This window comes from Streptomyces fradiae, assembly GCF_041270065.1.
GTDB lineage: Bacteria > Actinomycetota > Actinomycetes > Streptomycetales > Streptomycetaceae > Streptomyces.
Window position 1 is genome coordinate 2,371,437 of record NZ_CP065958.1, and the last position, 26,000, is coordinate 2,397,436.

Sequence of the window (26,000 nt, forward strand, 5' to 3'; positions counted from 1 at the left end):
AGGGGGAACGGGCATGGCGCGTACCAGGAGCGAGGAGCGCAAGGCGGAGATCGTCCGCGCCGCCCTGGAGGTGATCGCCGAGCGCGGCTACCGGGGCGCCTCCCTGGGCGCGGTCGCCGAACGGGTCGGGCTCACCCAGCAGGGTCTGCTGCACTACTTCCCCACCAAGGAGGCGCTGCTCGTCGCCGTCCTGGAGGAGCGCGACCGCTGGGACACCAGCGGCGCCCGGGACCGGGAGCGGTGGCGGCTCGACCTCATGGAGTCGCTGGTCGAGTACAACGCGATGCGCCCGGGGATCGTGCAGACCTTCTCGGCGCTGCTCGGCGAGAGCGTCACCGAGGACCACCCGGCGCGGGCCTTCTTCACCGAGCGCTACGCACAGGTGCGGGAGAACATGGCGGACGTGCTGCGCGCCGAGTTCGGCGACGAACTCCCGGGCGGGCTCACCCCGGAGCGGGCGGCACCGCTGCTCACGGCGGTGATGGACGGCCTGCAGTACCAGTGGCTGCTCGACCCGGACGCGGTGGACATGCCGGCCGCCTTCCGGGACTTCGTACGCCTGCTGCGGCCCGAGGAGCGATAAGGCACCCGGCCCACCCCCTCCGAGAAGGGGTGGGCCGGGTGCGGTGCGCGTCCGGGGTCGCCGGCCGTGACGGCCGGTGGCTCAGCGCGGGGCGATGCCGCCCGCGTACACGTGGTCCGGCGTGATCACCTGGGTGATCGCGCGGGCGAGCAGGGTCGAGGGCTCCTGGCCGCCGACGAGGACGTCGGTGTTCATCATCAGGACCATGGTGGCCTTCTCCTCGGGCAGGTAGACGGTGACCGTCTCGTAGCCGGGGATGGAGCCGTTGTGGCCGATCCAGCCGTCGGTGTCGAGGATGCCGAGGCCGTAGTCGGTGCCGGGGAAGCCGGTCGGCAGCATCTTCAGGCGCTGCGCCTGGGTCTGCGGGCTCAGCAGCTTGCCGGTGGCGAGGACCTCGGCCCAGCGGCGCAGGTCGCCCAGGTCGGAGATCATGCTGCCGGCCGCCCAGGCCCAGCTGGGGTTCCAGTCGGTGACGTCCTGGACGGTGCCGTCCAGGGTCTGGTCGGTGTAGCCGCGGGCGTGCGGCGAGGGGAACTCGGTGCCCTTCGGCATGAGGGTGTGCCGCAGCCCGGCGGGCCGGATCACCCGGTGGTGCAGGACGTCGGCGAGGTTCTGCCCGGTGACCTTCTCGACGACGAGGCCGAGGAGCAGCAGGTTGGAGTTGGAGTACTGGAACTGGGCGCCGGGGGCGAAGGTGTTGGCGTGCCGGTAGCCGTACGACAGCGCCTCCCACGGGTTGAAGGCGCGCTCGGGCTGCGTCTGCAGGTCGCGGATGAAGTCGGCGTCGGCGGTGTACGGGAAGAGGCCGCTGCGCATCTCGGCGAGGTGGCGCAGCGTGATCTTGTGCCCGTTCGGCACGCCCCGGACGTAACGGTCGATCGGGTCGTCGAGCCCGATCCTGCCCTCGTCGACGAGTTCGAGGAGCGCGGTGACCGTGAAGGTCTTGGTCTCGCTGCCGATGCGCACGAAGGTGTCGAGGGGCATCGGGGCGCCGGTCTTCTTGTCGGCGACGCCGGTCGCCTTCACGTAGCAGCCCCGGCCCGGCAGCCACAGGCCGACGACGACGCCGGGGATGCCGGCCTGGGCACGGACCTGGGCGATGGTCTTGTCCAGGCGGGCGCTGAGCGCGGGATCGAGGCCGTCGTCGCGCGGGCAGTCGGTCCCGGTCCCGCTCCCGTGCGGCCCGTCGTCGCCGCCGGCGGCGGCGCGGAGCGTGGGGGCGGCCGTGGCGGGCACGGCTGCCATCGGGGCGAGGACGCTCACCGCGAGCAGAGTCGCGGCGAGCAGCCGACGGCGGGGGGTACGTCGCATGGGCGGGGTGCCTCTTCCGGGTCACGGAGCGCGGATCACGGAGTACGCGGCACGGCACGGGCCCGGGCCACGGCTGCGGGCCACGACGGCTCCGGGCCCGCACCTCCGGCCCGGAGCCGTCGCGGCCCGGACGCGGGGCCCGGACGGCCAGCATCGGCACCGGACCGTACGCCGGGCGCCCACCGCCCGGTCCGCGCTCCGGCGAGTCCACTCGTTCGGCGCCGCGCGAGGGCGCCGGTTGGGTGGACCCGTCAGGTGAGCGCCCGCGTCACTGGGTGACGACGGCCGCCAGGTCCTCCGCCGCGAGGGCCGGGTTCCGGGTGAGGGCCTGGTGGACGGCCTCCAGGATCGGGAGCTTCGCCTCGGTGGCGGCGGTGGCCAGGGCCACGTCCTTGGCGGCGAGGGCCACCGGGAAGTGGACGCCGGTGGCGGTTGCGCGGCCGACGGCACCGGCCAGCGGGCCCGCGCCGAGGGTGCGGAGGGCGAGCTCACGGGGCAGGCCGAGGGCGTCGGTGAGGGCGAGGGCCTCGCCGATCAGGGCGACGCCGCCGATGACGGCGTTGATGAGGACGAGCTTGAGGGCGGCGCCGGTGCCGGGGCCGCCGCACGGGGTGACGGTGCCGAGCCGGTCGAGGACGGCGGCGACGGGCGGGGTGTCGCCGCCCGCGAAGATGAGCAGTTCGCCGGTGGCGGCCCGGTCGACGCTGCCCATGACGGGTGCGTCGATCAGGGTGACGCCCTCGGGGAGCCGGTCGGTGAGCTCGCGCACCGCGTCGGGGCCGATGGTCGAGGTGTCGATCCAGTGGGTGCCGGGGCGCAGCGCCGGGAGCATGGTCTCGGCGACGGCACGCGCGGCGGCCGGGTCGGCGAGCATGGTGATGACGACGTCGGCGCCGGCGACCGCCTCGGCGGGGTCCGCGGCGCGCACGGCGCCGTCGGCGACGAGGGCGTCGGCCTTGCCGGGCGTGCGGTTCCACACGGTGAGGGGGTGGCCGGCGTCGAGGAGCCGGCGGGCCATGGGGAGGCCCATGTTGCCGAGCCCGAGGAAAGCGATCTTCTGAGCGGTCTCGTGGGCGGTCTCGTTCCGCGTGTTCTCCATGCTTCCGACGCTAGAGAGCGAGGCGGCATGCCACAAGCGAATGTCTAGCATGGGAACCATGCCCAACCCGCATGGCTCCCAGTCCCTGTACGAGGTGTTCCTGGCCGTCGCCCGCGCCGGCTCCTTCACCGCCGCCGCCCGGACCCTCGGCTACACCCAGTCCGCGGTGTCCCGGCAGATCCAGGCTCTGGAGGACGAGACCGGCGCGGCCCTGTTCGAGCGGCTGCCGCGCGGGGTGCGGCTGAGCGAGGCGGGCCGGGTGCTGCTGCCGCACGCCGAGGCCGTACGGGACCGGCTGGCCCTGGCCCGCGCCGAACTGGCGGCGCTGCGCACCCTGGACGGCGGGCTGCTGCGGCTCGGCGCCTTCGCCAGCGCGGGCGCAGCGCTCGTACCGCGCACCCAGGCGGCCTTCCGGGCGCGGCATCCGGGGGTCGCGGTGACCCGGGTGGAGGGGCCCTCGGTCAAGCATCTGCGGCTGGTCGCGGCCGGTGAGGAGGACCTGGCGGTGGTCAGCCCGGCGACGAGTGGGGCCGCACCGGACGGGGTGACGCTCCATCACCTCCTGGACGAGCCGATGCTGGTGGCGCTTGAGCGCGGACACCCGTACGCGGGGCGGCGGGACGTGCGGCTCGCGGAGCTGGCCGACGAGGAGTGGATCGTCGCCAACGAGCGCCTGGAGGACACCCTGTTCCGGCCCGCCGTCGCCGCCGGGTTCCGGCCGCGCACCGGGCTGCTCGCGCTCGACTGGATCGCCAAGCTGGGCGCGGTGGCGGCGGGGCTCGGCGTCACCCTCGTACCGGCGCTCGCGGCCGCGTCCGTACGGCCCGATGTGACGCTGGTGACGATCCACCCGGACGACGTGCCGTACCGGCGGATCTGCGCCGCGACCCCGCCGGTGCCGACGGTGGCGGCGACGGCCTTCCTGGCGCTGCTGCGGGAGACGGCTGCGATGATGCGGGCATGATCGTCGCCGCCACGCAGTTCGCCCCGGTCGCCGGGGACATCGCCGCCAACGTCGGGGCCGTCGCCGCCCTGGTCCGCGCCGCCGGGGCCGAGGGGGCCCGGGTCGTGGTCTTCGCCGAGCTCTCGGTCACCGGGTACGAGCCGAGCCTGATCCGGGACAACCCCGAGCTGGTGCTCACCGAGGACGACCCGCGCCTGGAACCCGTACGGGAGGCGTGCCGGGCGGTGTCGGCGGCGGCCGTGGTCAACGGGCCGGTGGCGGGCCCCGGTTCACGTCCCGGTTCGCGTCCCGGCATCACCACCCTCGTCATCGGCCCGGACGGCGGGCTGCTCGCCCGTTACGACAAGCGGCATCTGTACGGGGTGGAGGCCGAGGTCTTCGAACCGGGCGCCGTGGACGGGCGGTTCGCGCTCGACGGGGTCCGCTTCGCGCTCGCCACCTGCTACGACAACCGCTTCCCCGAGCTCGCCGGGCGGGCCGCCGCCGACGACTGCTCCGTCTATCTGGCGAGTTCGGTGCTCGGCGCCGACAACGACTCGTTCACGGAGGTCTATCCGGCGCGCGCCCGCGACTTCGGGCTGCATGTCGTCCTCGGCAATGTCCTCGGGCCCAACGAGGACGGGGTGGGCGGCGGCATGGCCGGCGCCTGGGGCCCGGACGGGGAGCGGCTCGCGGACGCGGGTCCGGACGAGCCGGGCTTCGTGCTCGTGAAGGTGGCCGGGTGAACGGCCGGCGCGCGAACCGCGCATGAGGGCCGGACCGCCGTGGGACATACGGCGGTCCGGCCCTCCGGGGAAGCCGTCACGGAACCCCCTGCCCGTGACGGACCTGCCCCGTCCCCGTGACGGGGCGCTCGAAGGCTCCCCCTACGGGGCGCTCAGGCCCAGGGTGTAGGCGCCGGAGCCGCTGTAGGCGTGCACCACATAGCGGTAGTAGCCGGCGGAGCCGTAGTAGCTGGTGTCCTCGTCGGCGCCCGCGGTGCCGCCGACGGCCACGTCGGCCCAGTTGTAGCCGTTCCACTTCTGCAGGTAGAGGTCGAAGTCGGTGCCGGCCGGGCCGCGCAGGCAGCCGACGTGGGTGCCGGAGGTCGCGGAGTAGTAGTACGAGCCGTCCGGCTGGGCCTCGGCCTGCCCGGAGGAGAGGCTGCCCTGGTAGGTGTACTCGGAGTTGTCGCAGCCGGTGGGCGGCGGGGTGTCGGTGCCGACCGTGAGCTGGTAGGTCACGGTGTGCGTGGCGGAGCCCGTACCGGTGACGGTGATCGGGTACGTGCCGTTCGCGGTGTCCGCCGCGACCTGGACGGTCATCGTCGAGGAGTCGCCGGAGGTCACCGAGGTCGGGCTGAAGGAGACCTTGACGCCGCTCGGCACGCCGCTCGCGGAGAGCTGCACGGTCTGGGCGCTGCCGCCGGTGGTCGTGGTGTTGACCGTGGAGTTGACCGAGCCGCCGGCCTGGACCGTGCCGGCGGCCGGGTTCAGGGCGAGGGAGAAGTCGGGGTTGGTGGTGCCGCCGCAGTCGGTCTCACCGGACTGGGCGGGGACGCCGATCGCGTTCCAGGCCGTCTTCACCGCGTTGCACTCGGTGCTGCCGTAGGTGTTCTTGGCGGTGGCAAGGGTCGCCTTGCGGGCGGCGAGGTGGTTCCAGGAGGAGGTCTTCATCAGCAGCGCGCCCATGAAGATCTTGCCGGCCTTCTGCACGCCGATGCCGGTCACGGAGGACGGGCCGCCGGAACATATGGGGCTGGTGGGCTTGCCGCCGCCGGGGTTGGAGCCCTCGGCGAGCAGATAGAACCAGTGGTTCTGCGGGCCGGCCGCGGCGTGCACCTCGGTGCCGGAGTTCAGCTGCGGGTAGCAGTTGGGGTCGCCGGCGAGGGAGGGGTTGTACATGTAGCGGATCGGCTTGTTGTCGCCGAGGAAGTTCAGCTTCTCGCCGACGGTGTAGTCGGGGGTGTCGTTGGGGTTGTTCGCGAAGTGCTCGGTGAGCGCGCCGAAGATGTCGCCGGTCGACTCGTTCATGCCGCCGTTCTCGTTGGACGAGCCGGCGCTGCCCGGGGTCTTGTCGAAGATCTCGTGCCCGTACTCGTGGGCGACCACGTCGATGCCGGTGAGCTGCATCGTGCCGTTCTGGTTGTGGCCGAAGGTGGTCTTGGTGCCGTCGTAGTAGGCGTTGACCTCGCTCAGTCCGGCCCGGGCCGGGACCATGCCGCCCTGCCCGTTCTGGCCGTTGTAGCCGAACCACTGCTTGAGCATGTCGGACTCGCGCTGGGCGGCGTACATGATGTCGACGCAGGCGGTGACCAGGTCGTTGGCGCCGCCGTTGCCCCAGGGCGAGGAGCCGGTGTAGGCGCTGCCGTTCTGGCCGCCGCAGCGGAACGGGGAGCGGGTGGCGTCGGTCATCGAGGTGGTGGCGGTGTCGATGGTGACGTTGCCGTTGTGGTAGCCGCGGCCGTCGGCGTGCAGCACCTTGTCGGTGGCCTGGGCGACCTTGCCGGTGCGGGCGTCGACATACGTGTCGAGCGAGCTGGGCAGGCCCTTGGCGGTGCGGCCGACGACGAGGGTGTGCCAGGCGAGGACCGGCTTGTTCCCCTTGAGCAGCACGCTGAGTTCGGGGGCGCTCGCGCTCTCGACGCCGGCCAGCTGGGCGCGGGCGGTGGCGAGCGCGGCGGCGGAGCCGACGGTGGCCTTCGTGGACAGCTTGAGCGCGGGGGCGGGCGCGGCGGCGACGTGCCGTACCTTGCCGGCGCTGTCGGTCAGGACGACGGCGTCGCCGCCGCCCGCGACCGGGAGGCCCTTGTAGGTGCGCTGGTAGGCGGCGTAGTAGAGGCCGCCGGCCCACGGGGTGACGGCGGTCCTGACGAGTTCCTCGTCGGTGCCGTGGCGCAGTCCGTCCAGTCCGCTGTCGGCGGCCTTGTCGGCGGCGGCGAGGGCGAGCGACTTGCCGTGCCCGGGCGGTACGGGCGCGGCCTGCGGGTTCGCGGCGGCACTGGCGGTGCCCGCGAGGGTGCCCGCGAGGCTCGCCGTCAGGGCGAGCGCCGCGACGGCCGCCGAGAGTCTGGTGGGGTGCACGTCTGCTCCGTTCGGGTGGGGGGAGACGGTGGGACGCGCCGAGTATGGGTGTGGACATGGCAAGGAGGGGACCTCTCACCGGGCATAAGACCGGCGTTATGGCGCGGGCGGGCCCGAAGGCTGTCGTCCGCCCCGGACAGGTGTCTAACCTGGTGAAATGCAGCTGGAGTTGAGGCATCTGGAAGCCGTCTGCCGGATAGCGGAGGCGGGCAGCCTGGGGCGGGCGGCGGTCCGGCTCGGGGTGTCTCAGCCGGCCCTCTCGGCTCAGCTGCGGCGGATCGAACGGGCCGCGGGCGGCGAGTTGTTCGTGCGCGGGCGGCACGGGGTGGACCCCACGCCGCTCGGCGAGTTCGTGCTGTCCAAGGCGCGCCGGGTGCTCGGCGAGATGGACGCGCTCGCGGCGGGCGCGCGGGCCGCCGCGCCGCATCCGACGCTGCGGCTCGGCTGCATCCTGCTCGTCCTGGTGGACCGGCTGATCGGGCGCCTGGAGCAGGAGCTGGCGGGCCCGGAGATCGCGGTCAGCGTCGAGCACTCGGTGACCACGCTCAGCCGGATGCTGGGCGCCGGGCAGTACGACGCGATCGTGTACGGGGAGGTCGCCGACCACGAGGTGCCACTGCCCGACGGGGTCGCGGCCCGCACCCTGATCCCGAAGGAGCCGTTCTGCGTGCGGCTCTCGGCGGCGCACCCGCTGGCCGGGCGGGACCGGATCGAGCTGGCGGAGCTGGCGGGCGAGACCTGGATGACCCTGGTCGAGGACGACGACGGCGGCCCCGAGGCGCTGGTCGCCGCCTGCCGGCGGGCCGGGTTCACCCCGTCGCTGCGCTACCGGATCGCCGACCGCAAGTTGCACTACGACCTGATCGCCGGCGGTCGGGCGATCTCGCTGAGCCAGCCGACGGCGCCGCCCGCCGCCGGGACCGTGCTCCGGCCGCTGGCCGGCGACCCGATCACCGGCCGCATCCGGCTCGCCTGGAATCGGGCCGCCGTCGGCGAGCCCCGGGCGGCCCTGCTGTACCGGGCGGCGGGCCTGGCGTACCTGGACAACGTGCCGCACAACGACTTCCACCGCGCCTGGTGGGAGGCCCGCCCGGAACTGCACCCCGACCTGGGCCAGGGCCTGTCCGGCGGCTCAGGGCCGGATCGGCCCTGAGCGCCCCGCCGGACGGGCGGGTCCGGCGCCGCCCGGAGTGCCGCTCAGCCCAGCCGGCTGTCCGCATCCGTCCGGCGCGGGGCGGGCGCCCCGGCCTCGTCCGCGTCCTCCGCCGGCGTCTCGCCGTTCAGCTCGCGGGCCATCAGGGTGGCGCCGGCGACGGCGCCCGGCATCAGCAGAACGGCGACGAAGGGGATCAGGAAGGCGAGGACGAGCGGTACGCCGAAGCCGAGGGCGGCGGCCCGGCGGCCGCGCAGCATGCCGAGCCGCTCCTTGAACTCGACGCGGCGGCGCTGGAGCGCGACGGCGGTGAGCTCCTCGGTGAGGAAGAAGCCGGAGACGCAGAAGCCGATGACGGGGACGACGGTCTGGCCGACGACCGGGATGAATCCGGCGGCGAAGAGCAGGATGCCGTAGAGCGCGACCCGGGCGAGAACCCGCAGGCTGTCGCGGGCGGAGATCCACAGTTCGCGCCAGAGCGGAAGCCCGGACTCGGGCGCCTCGCCGTCCTCGTCGCGGTCGACGGCCTCGGACAGCGACTCGTAGAAGGGCTGGCCGACCAGGAGGGTCACGGCGGTGAAGGTGATCACGGCGAGGAACAGGCCGAGCGCGAAGACCAGGAAGGTGAGGGCGCCGCGGAGCAGGCCCTGCCAGGGCGAGCCCCAGTCGTCGGCGAAGGGCGTCGCCCAGGCCGTCAGGTCGTCCGCGCCGTAGCCGAGCCCGGTCAGCGCCGCCACGTACAGGACGAGGGTGACGAGCCCGGGCAGCAGGCCGAAGCCGAACCAGCGTCCGTGGCCGGCGACCCACTTCTGGCCGCGCAGCAGATAACCGAAGCCCACCCCGAAATCACGCATGGCGATCACCCTAGTGGGACCGTTCGAGCGATACGAAAAAGGGCCGCACCCTGGTCGGTCAGGGTACGGCCCCTCTTCAGTCTGCGGCCCCGGGGCCGGGGCGTCGAACTCAGATCGAACTCAGACCGAACTCAGACCGCGAGCTCGACCGTGATGTTGCCGCGGGTCGCCTTGGAGTACGGGCAGACCTGGTGGGCCTTCTCGATGAGGCTCTTGGCGGTCTCGGCGTCCACGTTCGGAATGGTGGCCGAGATCTTGACGATGATGCCGAAGCCCTCGTCGTTCTTGCCGATGCCGACCTCGGCGGTGACCGTCGAGCCGGCGATGTCCGCGTTCTCGTTGCGGGCCACGACGCCCAGGGCGCCCTGGAAGCAGGCGCTGTAGCCGGCGGCGAAGAGCTGCTCCGGGTTGGTGCCCTCGCCGGAGCCGCCCATGGCCTTCGGCGGGTTCACGACGACGTCGAGCCGGCCGTCGTCGGTGGCCACCCGGCCGTCGCGCCCGTTCTCGGCGGTGGCGACGGCGGTGTACAGGACGTCGGAGTGCTGAATCGACATGCTGCTGTCTTCCTTCTGCTGTTCGCCGCGACTCGCGCCCACGATCGCGACGGCTGAGGGAAGACTAACGGGTCGCCGAGACGATCATCTTTCCGGTGTTGTCGCCGCGGAGCATGCCGAGGAAGGCGTCCACGCCGTTCTCCATCCCCTCGACGAAGGTCTCGCCGTACTTCAGCTCGCCGGAGCGCAGCCAGCCGCCGACCTCCTGGACGAACTGCTGCTGCATCCCGTAGTGGTCGCCGACGAGGACGCCCTGGAGGCGCAGCCGCTTGCCGATGATCATGGCCATGTTGCGCGGGCCGGGGACCGGCTCGGTGTCGTTGTACTGCGCGATCATGCCGCAGATGGTGGCGCGGCCGTGCACGTTGAGCGAGGAGATCGCGGCTTCCAGGTGGTCGCCGCCGACGTTGTCGAAGTAGACGTCGATGCCGTCCGGGGCGGCCTCGCGCAGCTGGTCCTTGACCGGGCCGTTCTTGTAGTTGAAGGCGGCGTCGAAGCCGAGCTCCTCGACCAGCCACTTGACCTTCTCGTCGGAGCCGGCCGAGCCGATGACCCGGGAGGCGCCCTTGAGCTTGGCCATCTGGCCGACCTGGCTGCCGACTGCGCCGGCCGCGCCGGAGACGAAGACGGCGTCGCCCTCCTTGAAGGAGGCGACCTCGAAGAGGCCCGCGTAGGCGGTGAGGCCGGTCATGCCGAGCACGCCGAGGTAGGCGGAGAGCGGGGCGAGCTCCGGGTCGACCTTGGTGGCGTGCTGGGCGGGCACGTCCGCGTACTCCCGCCAGCCGAGGCCGTGCAGCACGTGGTCGCCGACGGCGAAGCCCTCCGCGTTCGAGGCGACGACCACGCCGACCGCGCCGCCGTCCATGGGGTGGTCCAGCTTGAACGGGGGAATGTACGACTTCACGTCGTTCATCCGGCCGCGCATGTACGGGTCGACCGAGAAGTGCAGGTTGCGCACGAGGACGCGGCCCTCGGCGGGCTCGGTGACGGGGGTCTCGCGGAGCGCGAAGTCCGCGGGCACGGGCCAGCCGTGCGGACGGGTGACGAGGTGCCACTCACGGCTGGACGCGGGGAGTACGGACATCGGCTGGGCCTCCGGATAAGGATCTCCCGGAAGGGGGCTCCCGGGAAAGTTTCACTACCTGAAACAACCATGCGCCTCGATATTTCATGTTGTCAAGTATCGGAGTACGATGGTTCGCATGCCCACCGCACGCACGCCCCGCACGGACCCGCTGACCCGCGAGGTCGTGGAACTCATCGGCACGGTCGTGACCCGCTACCACGAGGAGTACGAGGAGGCCGCCGCCGCACACGCCCTGACCGGCGCCCAGGCCCGGGTCCTCGGACTGCTCGCCGTGGAGCCCACACCCATGCGGAAGATCGCCGAGCAGCTCAAGTGCGAGCCGTCGAACGTCACGGGGATCATCGACCGCCTGGAGTCCCGCGGCCTGGTCGAGCGCCGCCCCGACCCCGCCGACCGGCGCGTCAAGGTCGCGGCCCCCACCGACGAGGGCCGCGAGACCGCCCGCCGGCTCCGCGACTCGCTGCGCTTCGCCCGCGAGCCGCTCGGCGAGCTCACCGACGTCGAGCGCACCTTGCTGCGCGACCTGCTGAAGCGCATGCTGGGCGAGGGCGACGGCGGGAACAAGGGCGACGCGGCGACGGCGTAAGGCCGCCGCCCGCTACACGCACCACCACAGGAAGCGCGTGCACGTCGGCTCCGGGCTCGGCGAGGTCGTCGGGGTCGGCGCGCTCGACGAGGGGCCCGGGGCCGTGCCGCTCGCCGAGGGCGAGCCGCTGCCGCTGGGGGTGGCGGAAGGTTTCCCCGGTCCTGTGGGCGTGGTCCGGGGCGAGGGCCCCGACCCGTCGCCCGTGCCGTCGCCTGGCCCGTCGCCCGTACCGGAGCCCGACCCCGTACCCGTACCCGTGTCGCTGCTGTGCTCGCTGCCGCCGGCTCGGCCGGAGCCGCGGGCCGGGTGCGGGGTGGAGGAGGGACGGGCCGAGCCGGACTCGACCGGGCCGGGGCCGTCGGGGATCCCGGCACTCTCGGAAGGCGTCGGCTGGTCGGGGTCGAGGGTCTCGACGACGTCCTCCTCCTCGACCGCGGTGGCCGCACCGCCGTCGGCCGGCTGCTCCAGGGCCAGCTTGGCCATCGTCAGCGAACCGACCGCGAGCGCGAAGCCGAGGGTGCCGAGCAGCACCGTACGGCCGCGCCGCGAGCGCGCCCGCCGCCCGCCGTTCCGGCCCGCGTTTCGACCGGCGGCCCGGCCACCGGATCCGGCCCCGGACCCACCGGCACCTCTGCCACCACCCCTGCCGCCGTCCTTGGCGCGTCGGCGCGCGGCGGCGCGCCCCTCGGCGGGGCGGGGCGGCTCGAGCGGGTCCAGTTCGTAGCTGAACTCCGGTTCCACGGGCGGCGGCGTGGTGACCACCGGCTCCGCGAGCGGCTGGAAGGACGCGGCGGGCGCGGGGGGTGTGGGGGGCGTGGGGGGAGCGAGGTACCGCAGCTCCTCGGCGGGGGTCCCGCAGCCCGCACAGGCCAGGGCGCCGTTGAGATGCCGTCGGCACTGGTGGCAGTAGTCCATGGCGCCCGCAGGCTATGCGCCGTGAGGACCCGGCAGATAGGCGCCGACGTGAGGATCCTGTGAGGAAAGCGCAGGTCGGCGGCGCGTCGTCGTGAATTTCCCGCTAAGTCCCGCCGGACGGGACGTAAGGGCAGGATGGGTGCATGAGCCCTGCCGCCCGCTCGTCCGCCGCCCGCCCCGCCGCCCCTTTCGGGCCGCGCGAGTTCCAGTTCGTGCTGCTCCGCCGGATGGCCGACCACCAGCCCGCCCTGGTGGACGACGCGCTGCGCGAACTCGGTGCCACGTACACGGAGATGCGCGAGGCGAACAAGCGTTGGCAGGCCGGGGCGCACGCGCGGCAGGGGCCGGGCGAGTTCGCCCGCTACCACCGGGCGCTCGGCGAGCCGGAGGCCCGGCGCCCGGTGCGCGGGGACGTGCTGCGCGGGGACGCGGAGGCCTGGCTGTGGCGGGTCCCGCTGTGGCCCGAACTCCGGTTCACGGTCCTGGTCGGGCCGGGCCGCGCCGTGTGGTCCCGCACCCTGACGAGGGCGCCGGGAGCCCCCGTACCGGAGTTGCGCACCGCCGCCGACCTGCTGCCCTGGGGGTGCACGATCGACGAGGTGTGGCGGGCGTTCGAGGAGGTCGAGCCGCGCGAGGGGGTGGCACCGACCCTGGCCCGGCTCGACTTCACGCTGCCCGGCGGCGCGCGCTGCGCGGCGGAGTTCGCCTGGGGTCTGCTCCAGCGTCAGGTCCCGCCGCTGCCCTCGCATGACCTCGGGCACCCCTCCCGCCCTGCTCGCCCCGCGTGAAGCCGTGCCCACCCCACGTGAAGCCCTGCCCATGACCTGACGTTACGTCAGTGATTTTTCCCTCCTGCAGACGGCGTGTCGTGACCCCGGGCGGCTCAGCTCAGCGCGCGCGCCGCGCGGGGCGGCAGCACGATGCCAACAGGACCGCGCTCCCGCGCGCCGCCTCGCCCGTGCCAGCACCGCACTCCGGAGGACCGCCGTGACCGTCAGCCTTGAGCAGCTACGCCGCTGCCATGTCGCCGTCGACCTGGGCGCCGCCCGCACCAGGGTCTTCGTCAAGGGCGCCGGCCTCGTCGTCGACGAGCCGTCCGTCGCCGCCGTCAACACCCGCACCGGCGCGCTGATCGCCGTCGGCGCGCTCGCCGAGAAGATGACCGGCCGCACCCCCGACTACATCCGGGTGGTCAGACCCGTCTCCGGCGGCACCGTCGTCGACATCGAGATGGCGCAGCGGATGCTCCGTCACCTCCTCGGCGACAAGCTCCGCCGCCAGCTGCGCCGCAAGCCCCGGCTGCGCGCCGCCGCCTGCACCCCGCACGACAGCGACCCGCTCGCCCAGCGCGCCGCCGTGGAGACCCTGGTCGGCCTGGGCGCCCGCCGGGTGGAACTGGTCGACACCCTGATCGCCGCGGCCGTCGGCTGCGGCCTCCCGGTCGAGCAGCCGACCGCCACCATGATCCTGGTGTGCGGGGCGGCCACCACCCAGGTCGCGGTGCTCTCGCTCGGCGCGATCGTGACCGCCGAGCGGATGCCGGTCGGCGGCGACGCCATCGACCACGCCGTCATCCAGCACCTGCGCCACCAGCACGAACTGATGCTGCCGAGCCAGTCGGTCCGCCCGCTGCAGGTCGCGCTGCACGGCAACGGTCTGACCCTGCAGGGCCCCACCTTCACCGAGATCCACGGCCGTGACGTGGCCACCGGCCTCGCCCGCTCGGTGACCGTCGACACCGCCGCCGTCCGCGAAGCCATCCAGACCCCGCTGACCGCCGTCCTCGACGGCATCGGCAAGGTGCTCCGCGACTGCCCGCCCGACCTCGTCGCCGACCTCGCCGACCGGGGCATCATGATGGTCGGCGGCAGCGCCCTGCTGCCGGGCCTCGACCAGATGCTGCGCGAGGCGACCGGCATGCCGGTGCACATCGCCGAACGGCCCGACGTGTGCGCCGTGCTCGGCCTCGGCGCGATGCTGGAGGGCCGCATCCAGCCCCTCGTCCTCGACCCGCTGGCCGAGACCACCACCGCCGACTAGTCGGGCGTTTTGTACGACAATGGGGCCATGCCGATCATGGACGAGGACGCACACGGGCCAGCGGGCACCGACCCCGGCACCGATCCGGGTGCGGCGCCCGCGCCCCGGCTGCCCATGCTCCTGGAGGCCGTCCTCAGCGTCGGCAGCGAACTCGAACTGCGGGCCACCCTCCAGCACATCGTGGACACCGCGACCGCGCTGACCGGCGCCCGCCACGGCGCGCTCGGGGTCGTCGACCCCGAGCGCGGCCGCACCACCGAACGGTTCACCGCCGGTACGGCGGCCGGTACGGCCGACGACGAGCCCGACGCCCCAGGAGCAGGTCTCGACGTGCCCATCCGCGTGCACACCGAGGTCTTCGGCCGGCTCCACCTCACCGGCAAGCGGACCGGCCCCTTCACCGAGGAGGACCGGGCCCTGCTCCGGGTCCTCGCCACCCAGGCCGGCATCGCCATCGGCAACGCCCGCCTCTACGAGACCGCCCGCCGCCGCGAGCGCTGGATCGAGGGGGCGGCGGCCGTCACCACGGCCCTGCTGGCCGGGAGGCCGGCCGAGGACGCCCTGACGACCGTGGCCGAACGGGCCAGGCTGCTCGCCGACGCCTCCGCGGGCGTGGTCCTCCAGCCCACCGAGGAGGGCGGCATGGAGATCGTCGCCGCCTCCACCCCCGACGACCCCGGCGATCTGATCGGCACCACGATCGCGCCCGGCTCCCCCGTCCTGGTCCAGCTGCTCGGCGGCGAACCGGTGTTCATCGAGGACTCGGCCACCGACCCCCGGATGACCACCCACGTCCGCAGCCGCTTCGGGCCCTCGATGATGCTGCCGCTGCAGAGCGGCGGCCGGCTCATCGGCACCCTCGCGCTCCCCCGGCGGCGCGGCGACCGCCCCTACTCGGCCGTCGACCGGCTGCTCGCCTCGCAGTTCGCCTCCCAGGCGGCGCTCGCCCTGGTGCTCGCCGACGCCCAGCACGACCGCGAACAGCTCGCCGTCTACGAGGACCGCGACCGGATCGCCCGCGACCTGCACGATCTCGTCGTCCAGCGGCTCTTCGCCACCGAGATGATGCTGGAGTCGACCCGCCGCCGGACCGCCGTGCGCGAGGTCGACGCCCTCCTCGCGCGGGCGGTGGACGAGCTGGACTCCACCATCCAGGAGGTCCGCACCACGATCTTCGCGCTCCAGCAGCCGCCCGCCGACGCACCGGCCTCCTTCCGCGGCCGGGTGCTGCGCGAGACCGGCGGCGCGGCGGCGCTGCTCGGCTTCCAGCCGTCCGTGCACTTCTCCGGCGCCGTCGACACCCTCGCCGACGAGACCGGGACCGACCGGCTGCTCGCCACGCTGCGCGGCGCGCTCGCCGCCGCCCACCGGCGCTCCGGCGTCGGGGCCGTGACGGTCGAGGTGGGCGCGGGCGCGGACGGCCTCCGGCTGCGGGTCGCGGACGACGGACGGCCGCCGGCCGTGGTGACCTGGCCCTGACCCGCAAGCCCTGACCCGCAAGCCCTAGCCCGCAAGCCCTGACGACGAAGACCAAGGCCCCGGGCCCCCGGCGTCCCTCGTACGGAGCAGTTCCGCGCGCCCCGCCCCCTCCCCCGATCTTGACTTGAGGTCGTGGACACCGCAGCGCAGCACCCCGCCGCCCCCGCCGAGAAGATCCCCGCGGCCGCCTACCGCAATCTCGTCATGGCCACGGTCGGCTTCACGCTCACCTTCTGGGCCTGGAACCTGATCTCCCCGCTCGGCGGCTGGTACGGCGACCGGCTCTCGCTCAGCTCCTTCCAGCAGTCGCTGCTCGTCGCGATCCCCGTCCTGGTCGGCTCGATCGGCCGGATCCCGGCCGGCGCGCTCACCGACCGGTACGGCGCCAAGCTGATGTTCCCGCTCGTGTCGGCGCTGACCGTCGTACCCGTGCTGCTCCTGATCGTCGTCAAGGACTCGTACGGTCTGATGCTGGCCGTGGCCTTCCTGCTCGGGCTCGGCGGCACCACGTTCGCCATCGGCGTCCCCCTGGTCAACTCCTGGTTCCCGCCGGTCAAGCGGGGCTTCGCGCTCGGTGTGTTCGGCATGGGCATGGGCGGGGTGGCGCTCTCCGGCTACTTCACCCCGCGGATCGCCAAGCACGGCGAGAACCTGCCGTTCATCGTGGTGGCCATCGCCCTCGCCGCCTACGCCGTGCTCGCCGCCCTGCTGATCTCCGACCGCCCCGACCGGCCCGTCCCCGCCGCGTCGCTCGCCACACGGCTCGGCCGGGCCGGGCGGCTGCGGGTCACCTGGGAGCTGTCGGCGCTGTACGCGATCGGCTTCGGCGGCATCGTCGCGTTCGGCGTCTACCTGCCCACGTACCTCAAGACCTGGTACGAGCTCGACCCGACCGACGCGGGCACCAAGGCCGCCGGATTCGCCCTGGTCACGGTGGTGTTCCGGCCGTTCGGCGGCTGGCTGTCGGACCGGGTCCACCCGGCTCTGGTGACCGCCGTTGCGCTCGCCGTCGTCGCGCTGCTCGCCATCGTCCAGGCCTTCGACCCGCCGCTCGACCCGGGCGGCACCATCGCCCTGCTCATCATGGCGGCCGGCCTCGGCACCGCGTCCGGCTCGGTCTTCGCCCTGGTCTCCCAGGTCACCCCGCAGGCCCAGGTCGGCAGCGTCACCGGCATCGTCGGCGCGATGGGCGGGCTCGGCGGCTTCGTGCCGCCGCTGGTCATGGGCGCGATCTACAGCGCCAAGGACTCGTACTCGATCGGGTTCATGCTCCTCTCCGACCTGGCCCTGGCCGGCTGCGTGTACGCCTACGGCCGGATGCGGAACATCCGGCCGGAAAGCGGGGATCCCGCGCCCGACGTGAGCAAGGTCGCAGCGCGCCGCACCTGACGGGTGGGCAGAATCCCCGGCATGAGCGCCCGCCTCCTGGCCCTGAAGACATCCGACCGGCCCGCCCTGCGGTTCGGCGCCGGCACCCTGACGTACGAGGAACTGGCGCGCGCCGCCGGCGCCCTGGCCCCGCGGCTGCGTGCCGCCGGCCGGGTCGCCGTGTGGGCCACGCCCACGGCCGAAACCGCGGTCGGCGTGGTCGCCGCGCTGTTCGCCGGCGTACCGGCCGTCCCGCTGAACCCGCGGATCGGCGAGCGCGAACTCGCGCACATCCTCGGCGACAGCGCACCCGGCGCGGTGCTCGCGGCCGCGGGGGACGAGCTGCCGACGGGTCTGGCGGAGCTGCCGCGGATCGACGTGGACGTACGGGCGACCGGGCCGTACGCGGACGGCGACACGTACGCCGAGGAGCCGGTCGACCCCGAGACCCCCGCCCTGATCGTCTACACCTCCGGCACCACCGGCCCGCCCAAGGGCGTCCTGCTGTCCCACCGCGCCATCGCCGCCTCCCTCGACGCGCTGGCGGCCGCATGGGCCTGGACCGAGGACGACGTCCTCGTGCACGGTCTCCCGCTGTTCCACGTCCATGGCCTGGTCCTGGGCGTCCTCGGCCCGCTCCGGCGCGGCGGCGAGGTACGGCACCTGGGCGGCTTCTCCGTCGAGGGCGTCGCGAAGGAGCTGGGCGAGGGCGGCGGCACGATGCTGTTCGGCGTACCGACCATGTACCACCGGATCGCGGAGGCCCTCCCCCACGACCCGGCGCTGGTACGGGCTCTGACGGCCGCCCGGCTCCTCGTCTCCGGCTCGGCGGCGCTCCCGGTGCACGACCACGAGCGGATCACGGCGGCGACGGGGCGGACCGTCGTCGAGCGTTACGGGATGACCGAGACCCTGATGAACACGTCCGTGCCCGTCGGGTCGGGCCCGCGCCCCGGTTCGGTCGGGCTGCCACTCGACGGCGTCGAGCTGCGGCTCGTGGAGGAGGACGGCTCCGTGCTGCCGGTGGCCGACGGGGAGACGGTCGGCGAGATCCAGGTGCGCGGCCCGAACCTGTTCACCGCGTACCTCAACCGGCCGGACGCGACGGCGGCGGCCTTCGCGGAGGGCGGCTGGTTCCGCACCGGGGACATGGCGGTACGGGAGCCCGACGGCTACGTCCGGATCGTCGGCCGCAAGGCCACGGACCTCATCAAGAGCGGCGGCTACAAGATCGGCGCCGGCGAGATCGAGAACGCGCTCCTCGACCACCCCGGCGTCCGCGAGGCCGCCGTCACCGGCGAACCCGACCCGGATCTCGGCGAGCGCATCGTCGCCTGGATCGTCCCCACCGACCCCACCGCCCCACCCGCCCCCGGCCCCCTCGCCGACCACGTCGCCACCCTCCTCGCCCCCCACAAGCGCCCCCGCGAGGTCCGCTACCTGGACGCCCTGCCCCGCAACGACATGGGCAAGATCCTGAAGAAGGCGCTCCGGGAGCCGACCGATGGCTGAGCGCCTCTCCGCCCGCGCGGCGATCGCCCTGGTGACGGACGACTTCACGGAGCTGACGGCGCCGACGCCGCCGCCGGCCGGCGGGGCCGGCGAACCGGACGCCGGGCAGGCGGCGGACGGGCCCCTCGGCTGGGACGGCTACGGCGCCTCCCGCGCCCGGGCCGCCCGGCGCACCGGTGAGGACGAGTCCGTCGTCTTCGGCACCGCCACCGTCGGCGGACGCCGTTGCGTGCTCGTCGTCTTCGAGTTCGGGTTCCTCGGGGGGTCGCTCGGGCGGGCGGCCGGGGACCGGTTGGTGGCGGCCTACGCGGCGGCGGGGGCGAGGAGGGTGCCGCTGGTGTCCCTCGTCGCCACCGGGGGCAGTCGGATGCAGGAGGGGATGATCGCCCTCACCCAGCTGCAGCGGGTCGCCGCGGCGGCCGTCCGGCTGCGGGCGGCGGGGCTGCCGCATGTCACCGTGCTCCGCGACCCGGCCACCGGCGGGGGCTGGGCCACCGTCGGGGCCGGGGCGGATGTGGTGCTGGCGCTGCCCTCGGCGCAGGTGGCGTTCGCGGGGTCGCGGGTGCGGCCGGCGGACGCCGACCCGGCCGCGTACACGGCGGAGGACCAGCACGCGCACGGCCATGTCGACGCCCTCGTACCGCCGGAGCGGCTGCGCGAGGCCCTCGCGCTGTGGCTGCGGCTGCTGACCCCGGAGGCCGGGGAGGAGCCCGTGGCCGCTCCCCCACCGCGCGCGCTGCGTGAGCGGGAGCTTCCGGCCACCGGGTGGGAAGCCGTGCGGGCGGCCCGCGCGCCGGAGCGGCCGCGGGCCGGGGCGTACCTCGACGCGTACTTCGACGTGCGGGCCGCGATCAGCGGCGACCGGGCCGGCGGGGTTGACCCGACGGTGGAGTGCGGGTTCGGGGTCCACGAGGGGCGGGCAGTGGCGTACGCGGCGCAGCTGGGCGGGGCGACCCGGCCGGCCGGGTTCCGTACGGTGGCGCGGCTCGCCCGGCTCGCGGACCGGCTCGGCATTCCGGTCCTGACCCTGATCGACACGCCGGGCGCGGCCAACGACGCCGCGGCGGAGCGGGCGGGGGCCGGGCCGGCCATCGCGGAGGCGTTCACGGCGATCGCCGAGGCCCGTACGCCGGTGACCTCGCTGCTCGTCGGCGAGGGCGGCTCGGGCGGGGCGCTCGCGCTCGCCGCGCCCGGCAACACCTGGGTCACACCGGACGGCTACTTCTCGGTGATCGCTCCCGAGCTCGCCGCGCAGATCCTCAAGCGCCCGCCGGAACAGGTGCCGGCCACCGCCGACCAGCTGCGGCTCCGCCCGCAGGACCTGGTGGCGCTCGGGGTGGTACGCGGCATCGTCGGCTAGGCGGTGTGCGGGGTCCCCCAGGCGCGGGAAAGGCCCCCTCGGTCCGAGGGGGCCTTCGCCGTGACGACAGCAGGGAGGCTCAGGCGCCGTCGCCGCCACACATGCTGAAGTCGCCGCAGACGACGACCGTGTGGTCCACCATGGTCACGCTGTTGCCGTCGGAGTCGTCCTCGTAGCCGTGGGCGAGGGCCGTGCCCGAGCCGGTGAGGACGACGGCGGCGGCCAGGGCGGCCGTGGCGAGGAACTTGCGCATGAAATTACCTCCTGATGAGCCGGGTTGCTCAGACCGGAGCCTGACCTGGGCATAGACCGACGGCAAGGACACGCGCCCGGACCCGCCCCGGGACGACCCGTTCGGGGGGCGCGCGACTACTTCGCGCCCACCGCCCGGATGATCTCCTGGACGACGCTGCCGCCCCGGTCGTCGCTCGCGCGGGCCCGCAGCGAGACGGAGCCGGCGCCGGCCGGGACGCGCAGCTCGCCGCGGCCCTGCGCGTTCAGCGCCGCCTTGGTCCAGGTCGCGCCCTCGTCGTAGGAGACCTCCAGGGTGGCGGCGCCGATGGTGCCGGTGCCGGCCGCGCCCTGCACGTACTCGGTGAAGATCCGTACGGGCACCTTCGACCCGGCACGCACATCGCCGGCGAGGTCGGTGTCGAGGTCGAAGCCGAGGTTGATCAGCGGCAGGTAGGTGTACCGGTCGGCCGGCGTCTCGGCGGAGCGGAAGGTCCACTCGCTGTGGCCCTTGGTGCCGAGCCGCCAACGCTCGCGGTCGAGCGCGGTGTCGGTGACGACCCTGTACGTGGCCTCCTCGGCCGGCGCGTCCCAGGCGTAGGCGCCGGAGCTCTGCTTGCGGTCGACGCGGACGCCGTTCACGTACACCTCGGTGTACTGGGTCATCGTCGGGTCGCTCCACACATTGCCGAAGCCGGTGTGGTCGGCGCCGGAGTCGCCCCAGCCGGGGGTGTTGAACTGGAGGTTGTTGCCGGCTCGCTGCTGTCCCCAGCCGAGGCCGGTGCCGAGCCAGGGGTGCCAGACCGGCTCGAACCAGTCCTTCGCCTGCTCACTGCCGCCGCGGTAGACCGACAGGCCGCCGCGCTGCTCCAGGGACTCGCCGAGGTCGACGGACTCGTGCCACTGCTGGCCGGGGCCGGTGGAGACGTACTCGGTGCGCTCGGCCGGGAAGGCGATCCACTCCTTGAAGCCGATGCCGATCGGGTAGGCGCCGGTGATCGAGTAGCGGAACTCGCCGCCGAGCTCCTTCTTCGCGGTCGGCATGCGGTACGTCGCGTCGACGGTCGCGAGGTCGCGGGCGCCGGGCCGGTAGACCAGGTCGGTGCCGATGGCGCCCGGGTGGCCCTCGGAGAGGTCGTACGTGAAGGGGGTGAAGCGGGTGCCGGTCAGGTCGAGGCGGCTGCCGCGGGCGGCGGCGGTCGCGATCCGGCCGGCGTCGGCGGCGTTCACGGTGGCGACGGGCAGCTTGCGGTCCTGGTAGTCGGCGGTGCCGAACCAGGACATCAGCCGGCCGGGCTGGTCGTCGGTGACCAGCAGCAGCTCGGCGCCGGCGTCCTCGGCGGTCTGGGCGAGCTGCGCGGTGTCGGCGCCGGCGGTGCGGCGGACGAGCACGGCCTTGCCGGAGACGTCCTTGCCCGCGTACTCGGCGGCGGTGCCGGTGCCCGCGTCGACGACGGGAAGCCGGTGGCGGCCTTCGAGGACGCCGCTGCCGCCCTGCGGGGTGAGCTCGCCGATCCGGTCGCCGCCGCCCGCGGTGCCTTCCAGCATCGGCTTCCCGAGCCGCCACACCGTGCGGTACTCGAAGCTGCCGGTGGCGGGCTTCTCAGTGGGCGCGGCGAAGACCGAGTCGTACTTCGGCGGGACCTGCACGGCCCCGCCGTACGAGGCGCCGTTCGCCTTGCGGTCGAACTCCATCAGGAGCTGCCGGGTCTCGGTGCGCCGGTCGACTTCGGCGCGGATCTCGCGCAGCCGCCGCCCGTCGAGGGTGATCTCGCGGTCCCGGTCGAGGACGATCTCGGGCGCGGTGAGGAAGCCGAGGCCGAGGGAGTCCTCGCCGTGCGAGCCGCGCACGTCGAGGAAGGTGTCGACGGTGTACGTGCCGGGCTTCAGGCGCAGTTGGAGGGTGCCGGACTCGCCGACCGCGGCCGGGAACGGGTCCACGCCCGCGGTCAACTGCTGCACGCCGAGATGGGCGGCGGTGGCGGCTCCGTCACGGTCCTTGACGTGGACGGTGAGGGTGTAGCGCTCCTCCTCCTTCACCAGGCCGAGCGCGGTGTGCGCGACGACCGATCCGGCGGACGTCGCGGTGATCCGGCCGGAGTTGGTGCCGACCGGCGCCTTGGTGCCGTCGCCGGTGACGATGGTGCTCGCGGTGCCGTGCGCGGGGACGGTGAGGGTGCTGTCGGCGAGGGTCGCGCTGCCGGCCGGCATGCCCTCGACGGCGAGGTTCAACTCGACGGGCGAGTCGGAGGAGTTGGCGTACGTGACGGTCTTGGCGACCGGCTTGTTCGCCTCGTACGGCCAGGCGAGGAAGCCCAGGTCGGCGGAGCCGGTGGCGGTCACATCGGCGTTGATCGCGGCGGCCACGTCGACCCGGCCCGCGCCGAGGTCGTAGGCGGAGTCGGCCAGCGTCTTGGAGCTGGACATCAGGGCGTCCTTGAGCCGGGCGCCAGTCCAGTCGGGGTGCTTCTCGGCGAGCAGCGCGGCGACGCCGGCGACGTGCGGGGTCGCCATCGACGTACCGCTCATCGAGGTGTAGAGGCCGCTGCCGGGGAGGAGTTGGGAGCGGGCGGCGAGGATGCCGACGCCGGGGGCGGACACATCGGGCTTGAGCGCCTGGTCGCCGAAGCGCGGGCCCTTGCTGGTGAAGTACGCGGCCTGGTCGGCCGGGTCGACGGCGCCGACGGTCAGCGCGGAGTCGGCGGCGCCGGGCGAGCCGATGGAGCCGGGGGCGCCGGTGTTGCCGGCGGCGATGACGAAGAGCGCGCCGGTCTCGGCGGAGAGGGTGTTCACGGCCTGGGCCATCGGGTCGGTGCCGTCGCTGGGCTCCTGCGATCCGAGACTCATCGACACGACCTTGGCGTCGATGTCGCGGGCGGCCCACTCCATGCCGGCGATGATCTGCGACTCGGAGCCGGAGCCCTCGTCGCTGAGCACCTTGCCGACGGCGAGGGTGGCGCCGGGCGCGACGCCCTGCTCCTGGCCGGCCGAACCGGCGCCGCTGCCGCCGACGGTGGAGGTGACATGGGTGCCGTGGCCGTTGCGGTCGGCGACCTCCTGGCCCGCGATGAAGGACTTCGTCTCGGTGACCCGGCCGGTCAGGTCGGGGTGTCCGGCGTCCACGCCGGTGTCGAGGACGGCGACCTTGACGCCCTTGCCGGTGAGTCCGGCGGCCCAGGCCTCGGGGCTGCCGATCTGGGCGTTGGACTCGGCCATCGCGGCCTTCACACGGGCGTCGAGCCACACCTTGGTGGCGCCGGCGGACCGGGCCGTCCGCCGGGTGCTCTCGGTACGGGTGAACTCGCGCCAGAAGGCCTCGGGTTCCGTGGCGGTGACGGCGGCGCCGCCGATGCTGGGCAGCGCGCGGACGGTCTCGGTGCCGCGCGGGGCCTGCTCGGCCGCCGCGCGTGTGCCCTTTCCGTGGGTGACGATCAGCGGCAGGTCGCCGGTGATGCCCTGCTCGACGAGTCCGGTGACGTCGAAGAGGCGGCGGTCGAGGACACCGGCCGCCAGATAGGGGCGGGCCTCGTCGGGTATGACGGTGACCCTGCCGTTCGCGGTCTCGGTGCGGACCGCTCCGGTGGCGCCCTTGGCCCGGTCGACGGTGACGGTCTGCCGGCCGCCGCCCAGGTCGGTGAGAGTGACCCGGTCACCCGTGACGAGGGTGACGGTGGTGCCCGCCGAGCCGGCGGCCTGACCGGCGGCGCCGGCCCCGGCCCCGGCCGCGCCGCGCGCGAACGTGGCGGGGACCGTCGCGGCCGAGGTCTGTCCGGCGGACAGCAGCACCAGGGAGAGCCCCGCGGCGAGCAGGGCGGCCCTTCCTCCTGCGGAAGGTCTGATCACGACACACTCCTCGCGACACCCGGGGGAAGGATGGGTTCCGGGCGTCGCGAGGAGTCTGATCCGTGGGGCGGGAGTTGACCCCCGGCGTACCTGGCGGACATGTGCCGTGGCGGCCAACCGCCAGTTCGGGGCGAGGGGTTGCGGGAATGCTAGGTCGTGGGCATCACGGACCGGGCGTTACGGGACCGGGTGCTGGGCGTCGTAACGGCGGAAGCCCTTGCCGTACAGCGCGAGCAGTCCGATGGCGAGGACGCAGGCGAGGCCTCCGCCGGTGACGGCGACCGCCGGGGAGCTGAGGTCGGCGACCGATCCGGCCAGGAAGTCGCCGAGCCGGGGCCCGCCCGCGACGACCACGATGAACACGCCCTGCAGCCGGCCGCGCATCTCGTCCGGGGCGGCGACCTGGAGCATCGTGTTCCGGAAGATCATCGAGACGGTGTCGGAGTAGCCGGCGACGGCGAGCAGGAGGAGGCCGAGCCAGAGGTTCCGGGTGAGGCCGAAGAGGGCGATGGCGGTGCCCCAGGACGCCACCGAGAGCAGGATCGCCTGCCCGTGGTGCCGGATCCGGCCCTGCCAGCCGGAGAGCACCCCGCCGAGCAGCGCGCCGAACGCCGGTGCGGCGACGAGCAGTCCGGTGGTCTTGGCGTCCCCGCCGTACCAGAGCACGGCGATGGCCGGGAACAGCGCCCGGGGGTGGGCGAGGATCATCGCGCAGAAGTCCGAGAAGAAGGTCATGCGCAGGTTGGGGCGGGTGGCGAGGAAGCGCAGTCCGTCGAGGACGGAGGCCCGCTTGGTACTGGAACCCTCGGCGCGCTCGGGCAGCATCGAGGGCAGCCGCCACATCGCGTAGAGGGAGGCGGAGAAGGCGACGGCGTCGATGAGGTACGCGGCCTGGTAGCCGGCCAGGCCGACCACGACGCCGCCGAGGCTGGGCCCGACGAGGGTGCCGAAGGTGGTGGTCATGGCGTTGAGCGCGTTGGCGGCGCGCAGCTGCTCGGCCGGCAGCAGGCGGGGGATCATCGAGCTGCGGGCGGGCGCGTTGAGCGCGGCGCAGACGGCCTGGAGGGCGACGATCCCGTACAGGAACCAGACCCGGTGGAAGCCGGCGAAGGCGGCGACGCAGAGGGCGACGGACAGCGCGGCGAGTCCGGTGGAGCTGGCGAGGCCGAGCTTGCGGCGGTCGACGGTGTCGGCGATGGCTCCGCCGTACAGCCCGAAGACGACCAGCGGGACGAGGGTGAAGAGGCCGACCAGGCCGACCGCGAAGGTCGACCGGGTGATGTCGTAGACCTGAAGGGAGATGGCGAGGGTCGTCATGCCCTGGCCGACCCAGGTGACCGAGTTGCCGAACCAGATCCGGCGGTAGTCGGCGGAGGTACGGAGCGGGGTCAGGTCGGCGAAGAGCCTGCGTTCCTCGGGCTCGGCCGTCTGGGTGGCGCTCACGCGGCGTCGGCCGGGCGCTCGTCGGTGAGGTCCCAGTGCAGCTCGGGGCGGGCCCAGTGGATCTGCCCGGCGGGCGGGACGGTGCCGGTGCGGCGGGCGCCGGTGCGCAGGTAGAACTCCTCGGCGGGCGGGTGGGAGACGACCCGTATGGAATCGAGTCCGGCGGCCCGGCCCTCGGCGAGCATGTGGGCGATGAGCTGGCGGCCGATGCCGAGGCCCTGGGCGTCGTCGGCGACGAAGGCGAGGTCGAGCTCGGCCTCGTCGAGGAGGAGGGCGTAGAAGCCGAGGACCAGGCCGTCCGCGTCGACGGCGACGTGGACGGGGTGGTGCTCGATGTACGCGGCGCCGACCTGGTAGCCGTCGACCATGGACGCGTACGCGCCACTGTAGGCGCCGGAGCGGCGGACGAGCCGGGTGAGCCGCTTGGCGTCGGCGGCGGTGGCGCGGCGCAGGGTGATGTCACGCGGGGGTGTGGGCGAGGACGAGGGCAAGGGCATGGACGCAGTCTAGGACTGACATCGCCCTCGGATCCTTACATTTGGATGTCGGACACAGA

The 26,000-nt window shown here is 73.9% G+C and carries 22 protein-coding genes; 11 read left to right on the top strand and 11 right to left on the bottom strand.

Annotated elements, in window-relative coordinates:
• Positions 1-13: 13 nt before the first annotated feature.
• Positions 14-583, top strand: coding sequence for a TetR/AcrR family transcriptional regulator (locus tag JAO84_RS10690; RefSeq protein ID WP_265862128.1), 570 nt, complete (start codon positions 14-16; stop codon positions 581-583).
• Positions 584-664: 81 nt separating this feature from the next.
• Here JAO84_RS10690 and JAO84_RS10695 read toward each other — a convergent pair whose 3' ends face one another.
• Positions 665-1,894, bottom strand: coding sequence for a serine hydrolase domain-containing protein (locus tag JAO84_RS10695; protein WP_370412546.1), 1,230 nt, complete (start codon positions 1,892-1,894; stop codon positions 665-667).
• A gap of 268 nt (positions 1,895-2,162) precedes the next feature.
• Positions 2,163-2,993, bottom strand: coding sequence for an NAD(P)-dependent oxidoreductase (locus JAO84_RS10700; RefSeq protein ID WP_370412548.1), 831 nt, complete (start codon positions 2,991-2,993; stop codon positions 2,163-2,165).
• A gap of 49 nt (positions 2,994-3,042) precedes the next feature.
• Between JAO84_RS10700 and JAO84_RS10705 the strand changes: the two genes are divergently transcribed.
• Together JAO84_RS10705 and JAO84_RS10710 are read left to right on the top strand one after the other, a co-directional pair.
• Positions 3,043-3,957, top strand: coding sequence for a LysR family transcriptional regulator (locus JAO84_RS10705; RefSeq protein WP_370412550.1), 915 nt, complete (start codon positions 3,043-3,045; stop codon positions 3,955-3,957).
• On the top strand, positions 3,954-4,682 hold the full coding sequence (locus tag JAO84_RS10710; RefSeq protein ID WP_370412552.1) for a carbon-nitrogen hydrolase family protein: 729 nt from the start codon (positions 3,954-3,956) through the stop codon (positions 4,680-4,682). The genes JAO84_RS10705 and JAO84_RS10710 overlap by 4 nt, the downstream gene beginning before the upstream one ends.
• 141 nt (positions 4,683-4,823) lie before the next feature.
• On the opposite strand, the gene JAO84_RS10715 is transcribed toward JAO84_RS10710, so the two are convergent.
• Complete coding sequence (locus JAO84_RS10715) at positions 4,824-7,019, bottom strand: M4 family metallopeptidase (protein ID WP_370412554.1); 2,196 nt, start codon at positions 7,017-7,019, stop codon at positions 4,824-4,826.
• A gap of 157 nt (positions 7,020-7,176) precedes the next feature.
• Here JAO84_RS10715 and JAO84_RS10720 point away from each other — a divergent pair, with 157 nt between their 5' ends.
• Positions 7,177-8,172: a LysR family transcriptional regulator gene (locus JAO84_RS10720; RefSeq protein ID WP_370412556.1), complete on the top strand. Its 996-nt coding sequence runs from the start codon at positions 7,177-7,179 to the stop codon at positions 8,170-8,172.
• A 44-nt stretch (positions 8,173-8,216) separates the two neighbouring features.
• On the opposite strand, the gene JAO84_RS10725 is transcribed toward JAO84_RS10720, so the two are convergent.
• The 3 genes from JAO84_RS10725 to JAO84_RS10735 all read right to left on the bottom strand — a co-directional run bounded on the left by JAO84_RS10725 (position 8,217) and on the right by JAO84_RS10735 (position 10,664).
• Positions 8,217-9,026 carry an EI24 domain-containing protein gene (locus JAO84_RS10725; protein WP_370412558.1) on the bottom strand — a complete coding sequence of 270 codons (810 nt, stop codon included), beginning with the start codon at positions 9,024-9,026 and terminating at the stop codon, positions 8,217-8,219.
• A 131-nt stretch (positions 9,027-9,157) separates the two neighbouring features.
• The gene (locus tag JAO84_RS10730; protein WP_370412560.1) at positions 9,158-9,580 is read right to left on the bottom strand and encodes an organic hydroperoxide resistance protein; all 423 of its coding nucleotides are present in this window, start codon (positions 9,578-9,580) and stop codon (positions 9,158-9,160) included.
• 64 nt (positions 9,581-9,644) lie between these two features.
• Positions 9,645-10,664, bottom strand: a complete 1,020-nt coding sequence (locus JAO84_RS10735; protein ID WP_370412562.1) for an NADP-dependent oxidoreductase — start codon at positions 10,662-10,664, stop codon at positions 9,645-9,647.
• 118 nt (positions 10,665-10,782) lie between these two features.
• On the opposite strand from JAO84_RS10735, the gene JAO84_RS10740 reads away from it, so the two are divergent.
• Positions 10,783-11,253: a MarR family winged helix-turn-helix transcriptional regulator gene (locus JAO84_RS10740; protein ID WP_370412564.1), complete on the top strand. Its 471-nt coding sequence runs from the start codon at positions 10,783-10,785 to the stop codon at positions 11,251-11,253.
• A 12-nt stretch (positions 11,254-11,265) separates the two neighbouring features.
• Here JAO84_RS10740 and JAO84_RS10745 read toward each other — a convergent pair whose 3' ends face one another.
• Positions 11,266-12,168, bottom strand: a complete 903-nt coding sequence (locus tag JAO84_RS10745; protein WP_370412566.1) for a hypothetical protein — start codon at positions 12,166-12,168, stop codon at positions 11,266-11,268.
• A gap of 143 nt (positions 12,169-12,311) precedes the next feature.
• On the opposite strand from JAO84_RS10745, the gene JAO84_RS10750 reads away from it, so the two are divergent.
• From JAO84_RS10750 to JAO84_RS10775, 6 genes are all read left to right on the top strand, one after another.
• Complete coding sequence (locus JAO84_RS10750; RefSeq protein WP_370412568.1) at positions 12,312-12,956, top strand: hypothetical protein; 645 nt, start codon at positions 12,312-12,314, stop codon at positions 12,954-12,956.
• A gap of 199 nt (positions 12,957-13,155) precedes the next feature.
• Positions 13,156-14,208, top strand: a complete 1,053-nt coding sequence (locus tag JAO84_RS10755) for a rod shape-determining protein (protein ID WP_370412570.1) — start codon at positions 13,156-13,158, stop codon at positions 14,206-14,208.
• Positions 14,209-14,235: 27 nt separating this feature from the next.
• Positions 14,236-15,687 (top strand): GAF domain-containing protein, encoded by a 1,452-nt coding sequence (locus JAO84_RS10760; protein WP_370412572.1) that lies wholly within the window; start codon positions 14,236-14,238, stop codon positions 15,685-15,687.
• A gap of 204 nt (positions 15,688-15,891) precedes the next feature.
• Positions 15,892-17,076 (top strand): MFS transporter, encoded by a 1,185-nt coding sequence (locus tag JAO84_RS10765; RefSeq protein WP_370416715.1) that lies wholly within the window; start codon positions 15,892-15,894, stop codon positions 17,074-17,076.
• Positions 17,077-17,097: 21 nt separating this feature from the next.
• The gene (locus tag JAO84_RS10770) at positions 17,098-18,567 is read left to right on the top strand and encodes an acyl-CoA synthetase (protein ID WP_370412574.1); all 1,470 of its coding nucleotides are present in this window, start codon (positions 17,098-17,100) and stop codon (positions 18,565-18,567) included.
• Positions 18,560-19,927 carry a carboxyl transferase domain-containing protein gene (locus JAO84_RS10775; protein WP_370412576.1) on the top strand — a complete coding sequence of 456 codons (1,368 nt, stop codon included), beginning with the start codon at positions 18,560-18,562 and terminating at the stop codon, positions 19,925-19,927. The genes JAO84_RS10770 and JAO84_RS10775 overlap by 8 nt, the downstream gene beginning before the upstream one ends.
• 79 nt (positions 19,928-20,006) lie before the next feature.
• On the opposite strand, the gene JAO84_RS10780 is transcribed toward JAO84_RS10775, so the two are convergent.
• The 4 genes from JAO84_RS10780 to JAO84_RS10795 all read right to left on the bottom strand — a co-directional run bounded on the left by JAO84_RS10780 (position 20,007) and on the right by JAO84_RS10795 (position 25,941).
• Positions 20,007-20,180, bottom strand: a complete 174-nt coding sequence (locus tag JAO84_RS10780) for a hypothetical protein (RefSeq protein WP_370412578.1) — start codon at positions 20,178-20,180, stop codon at positions 20,007-20,009.
• 116 nt (positions 20,181-20,296) lie between these two features.
• Positions 20,297-24,001: a S8 family serine peptidase gene (locus JAO84_RS10785; protein ID WP_370412580.1), complete on the bottom strand. Its 3,705-nt coding sequence runs from the start codon at positions 23,999-24,001 to the stop codon at positions 20,297-20,299.
• A gap of 177 nt (positions 24,002-24,178) precedes the next feature.
• On the bottom strand, positions 24,179-25,480 hold the full coding sequence (locus tag JAO84_RS10790; protein WP_370416716.1) for an MFS transporter: 1,302 nt from the start codon (positions 25,478-25,480) through the stop codon (positions 24,179-24,181).
• A complete protein-coding gene (locus JAO84_RS10795; RefSeq protein ID WP_370412582.1) occupies positions 25,441-25,941 on the bottom strand; it encodes an N-acetyltransferase family protein in 501 nt (166 codons plus the stop codon). The genes JAO84_RS10790 and JAO84_RS10795 overlap by 40 nt, the downstream gene beginning before the upstream one ends.
• Positions 25,942-26,000 lie beyond the last annotated feature (59 nt).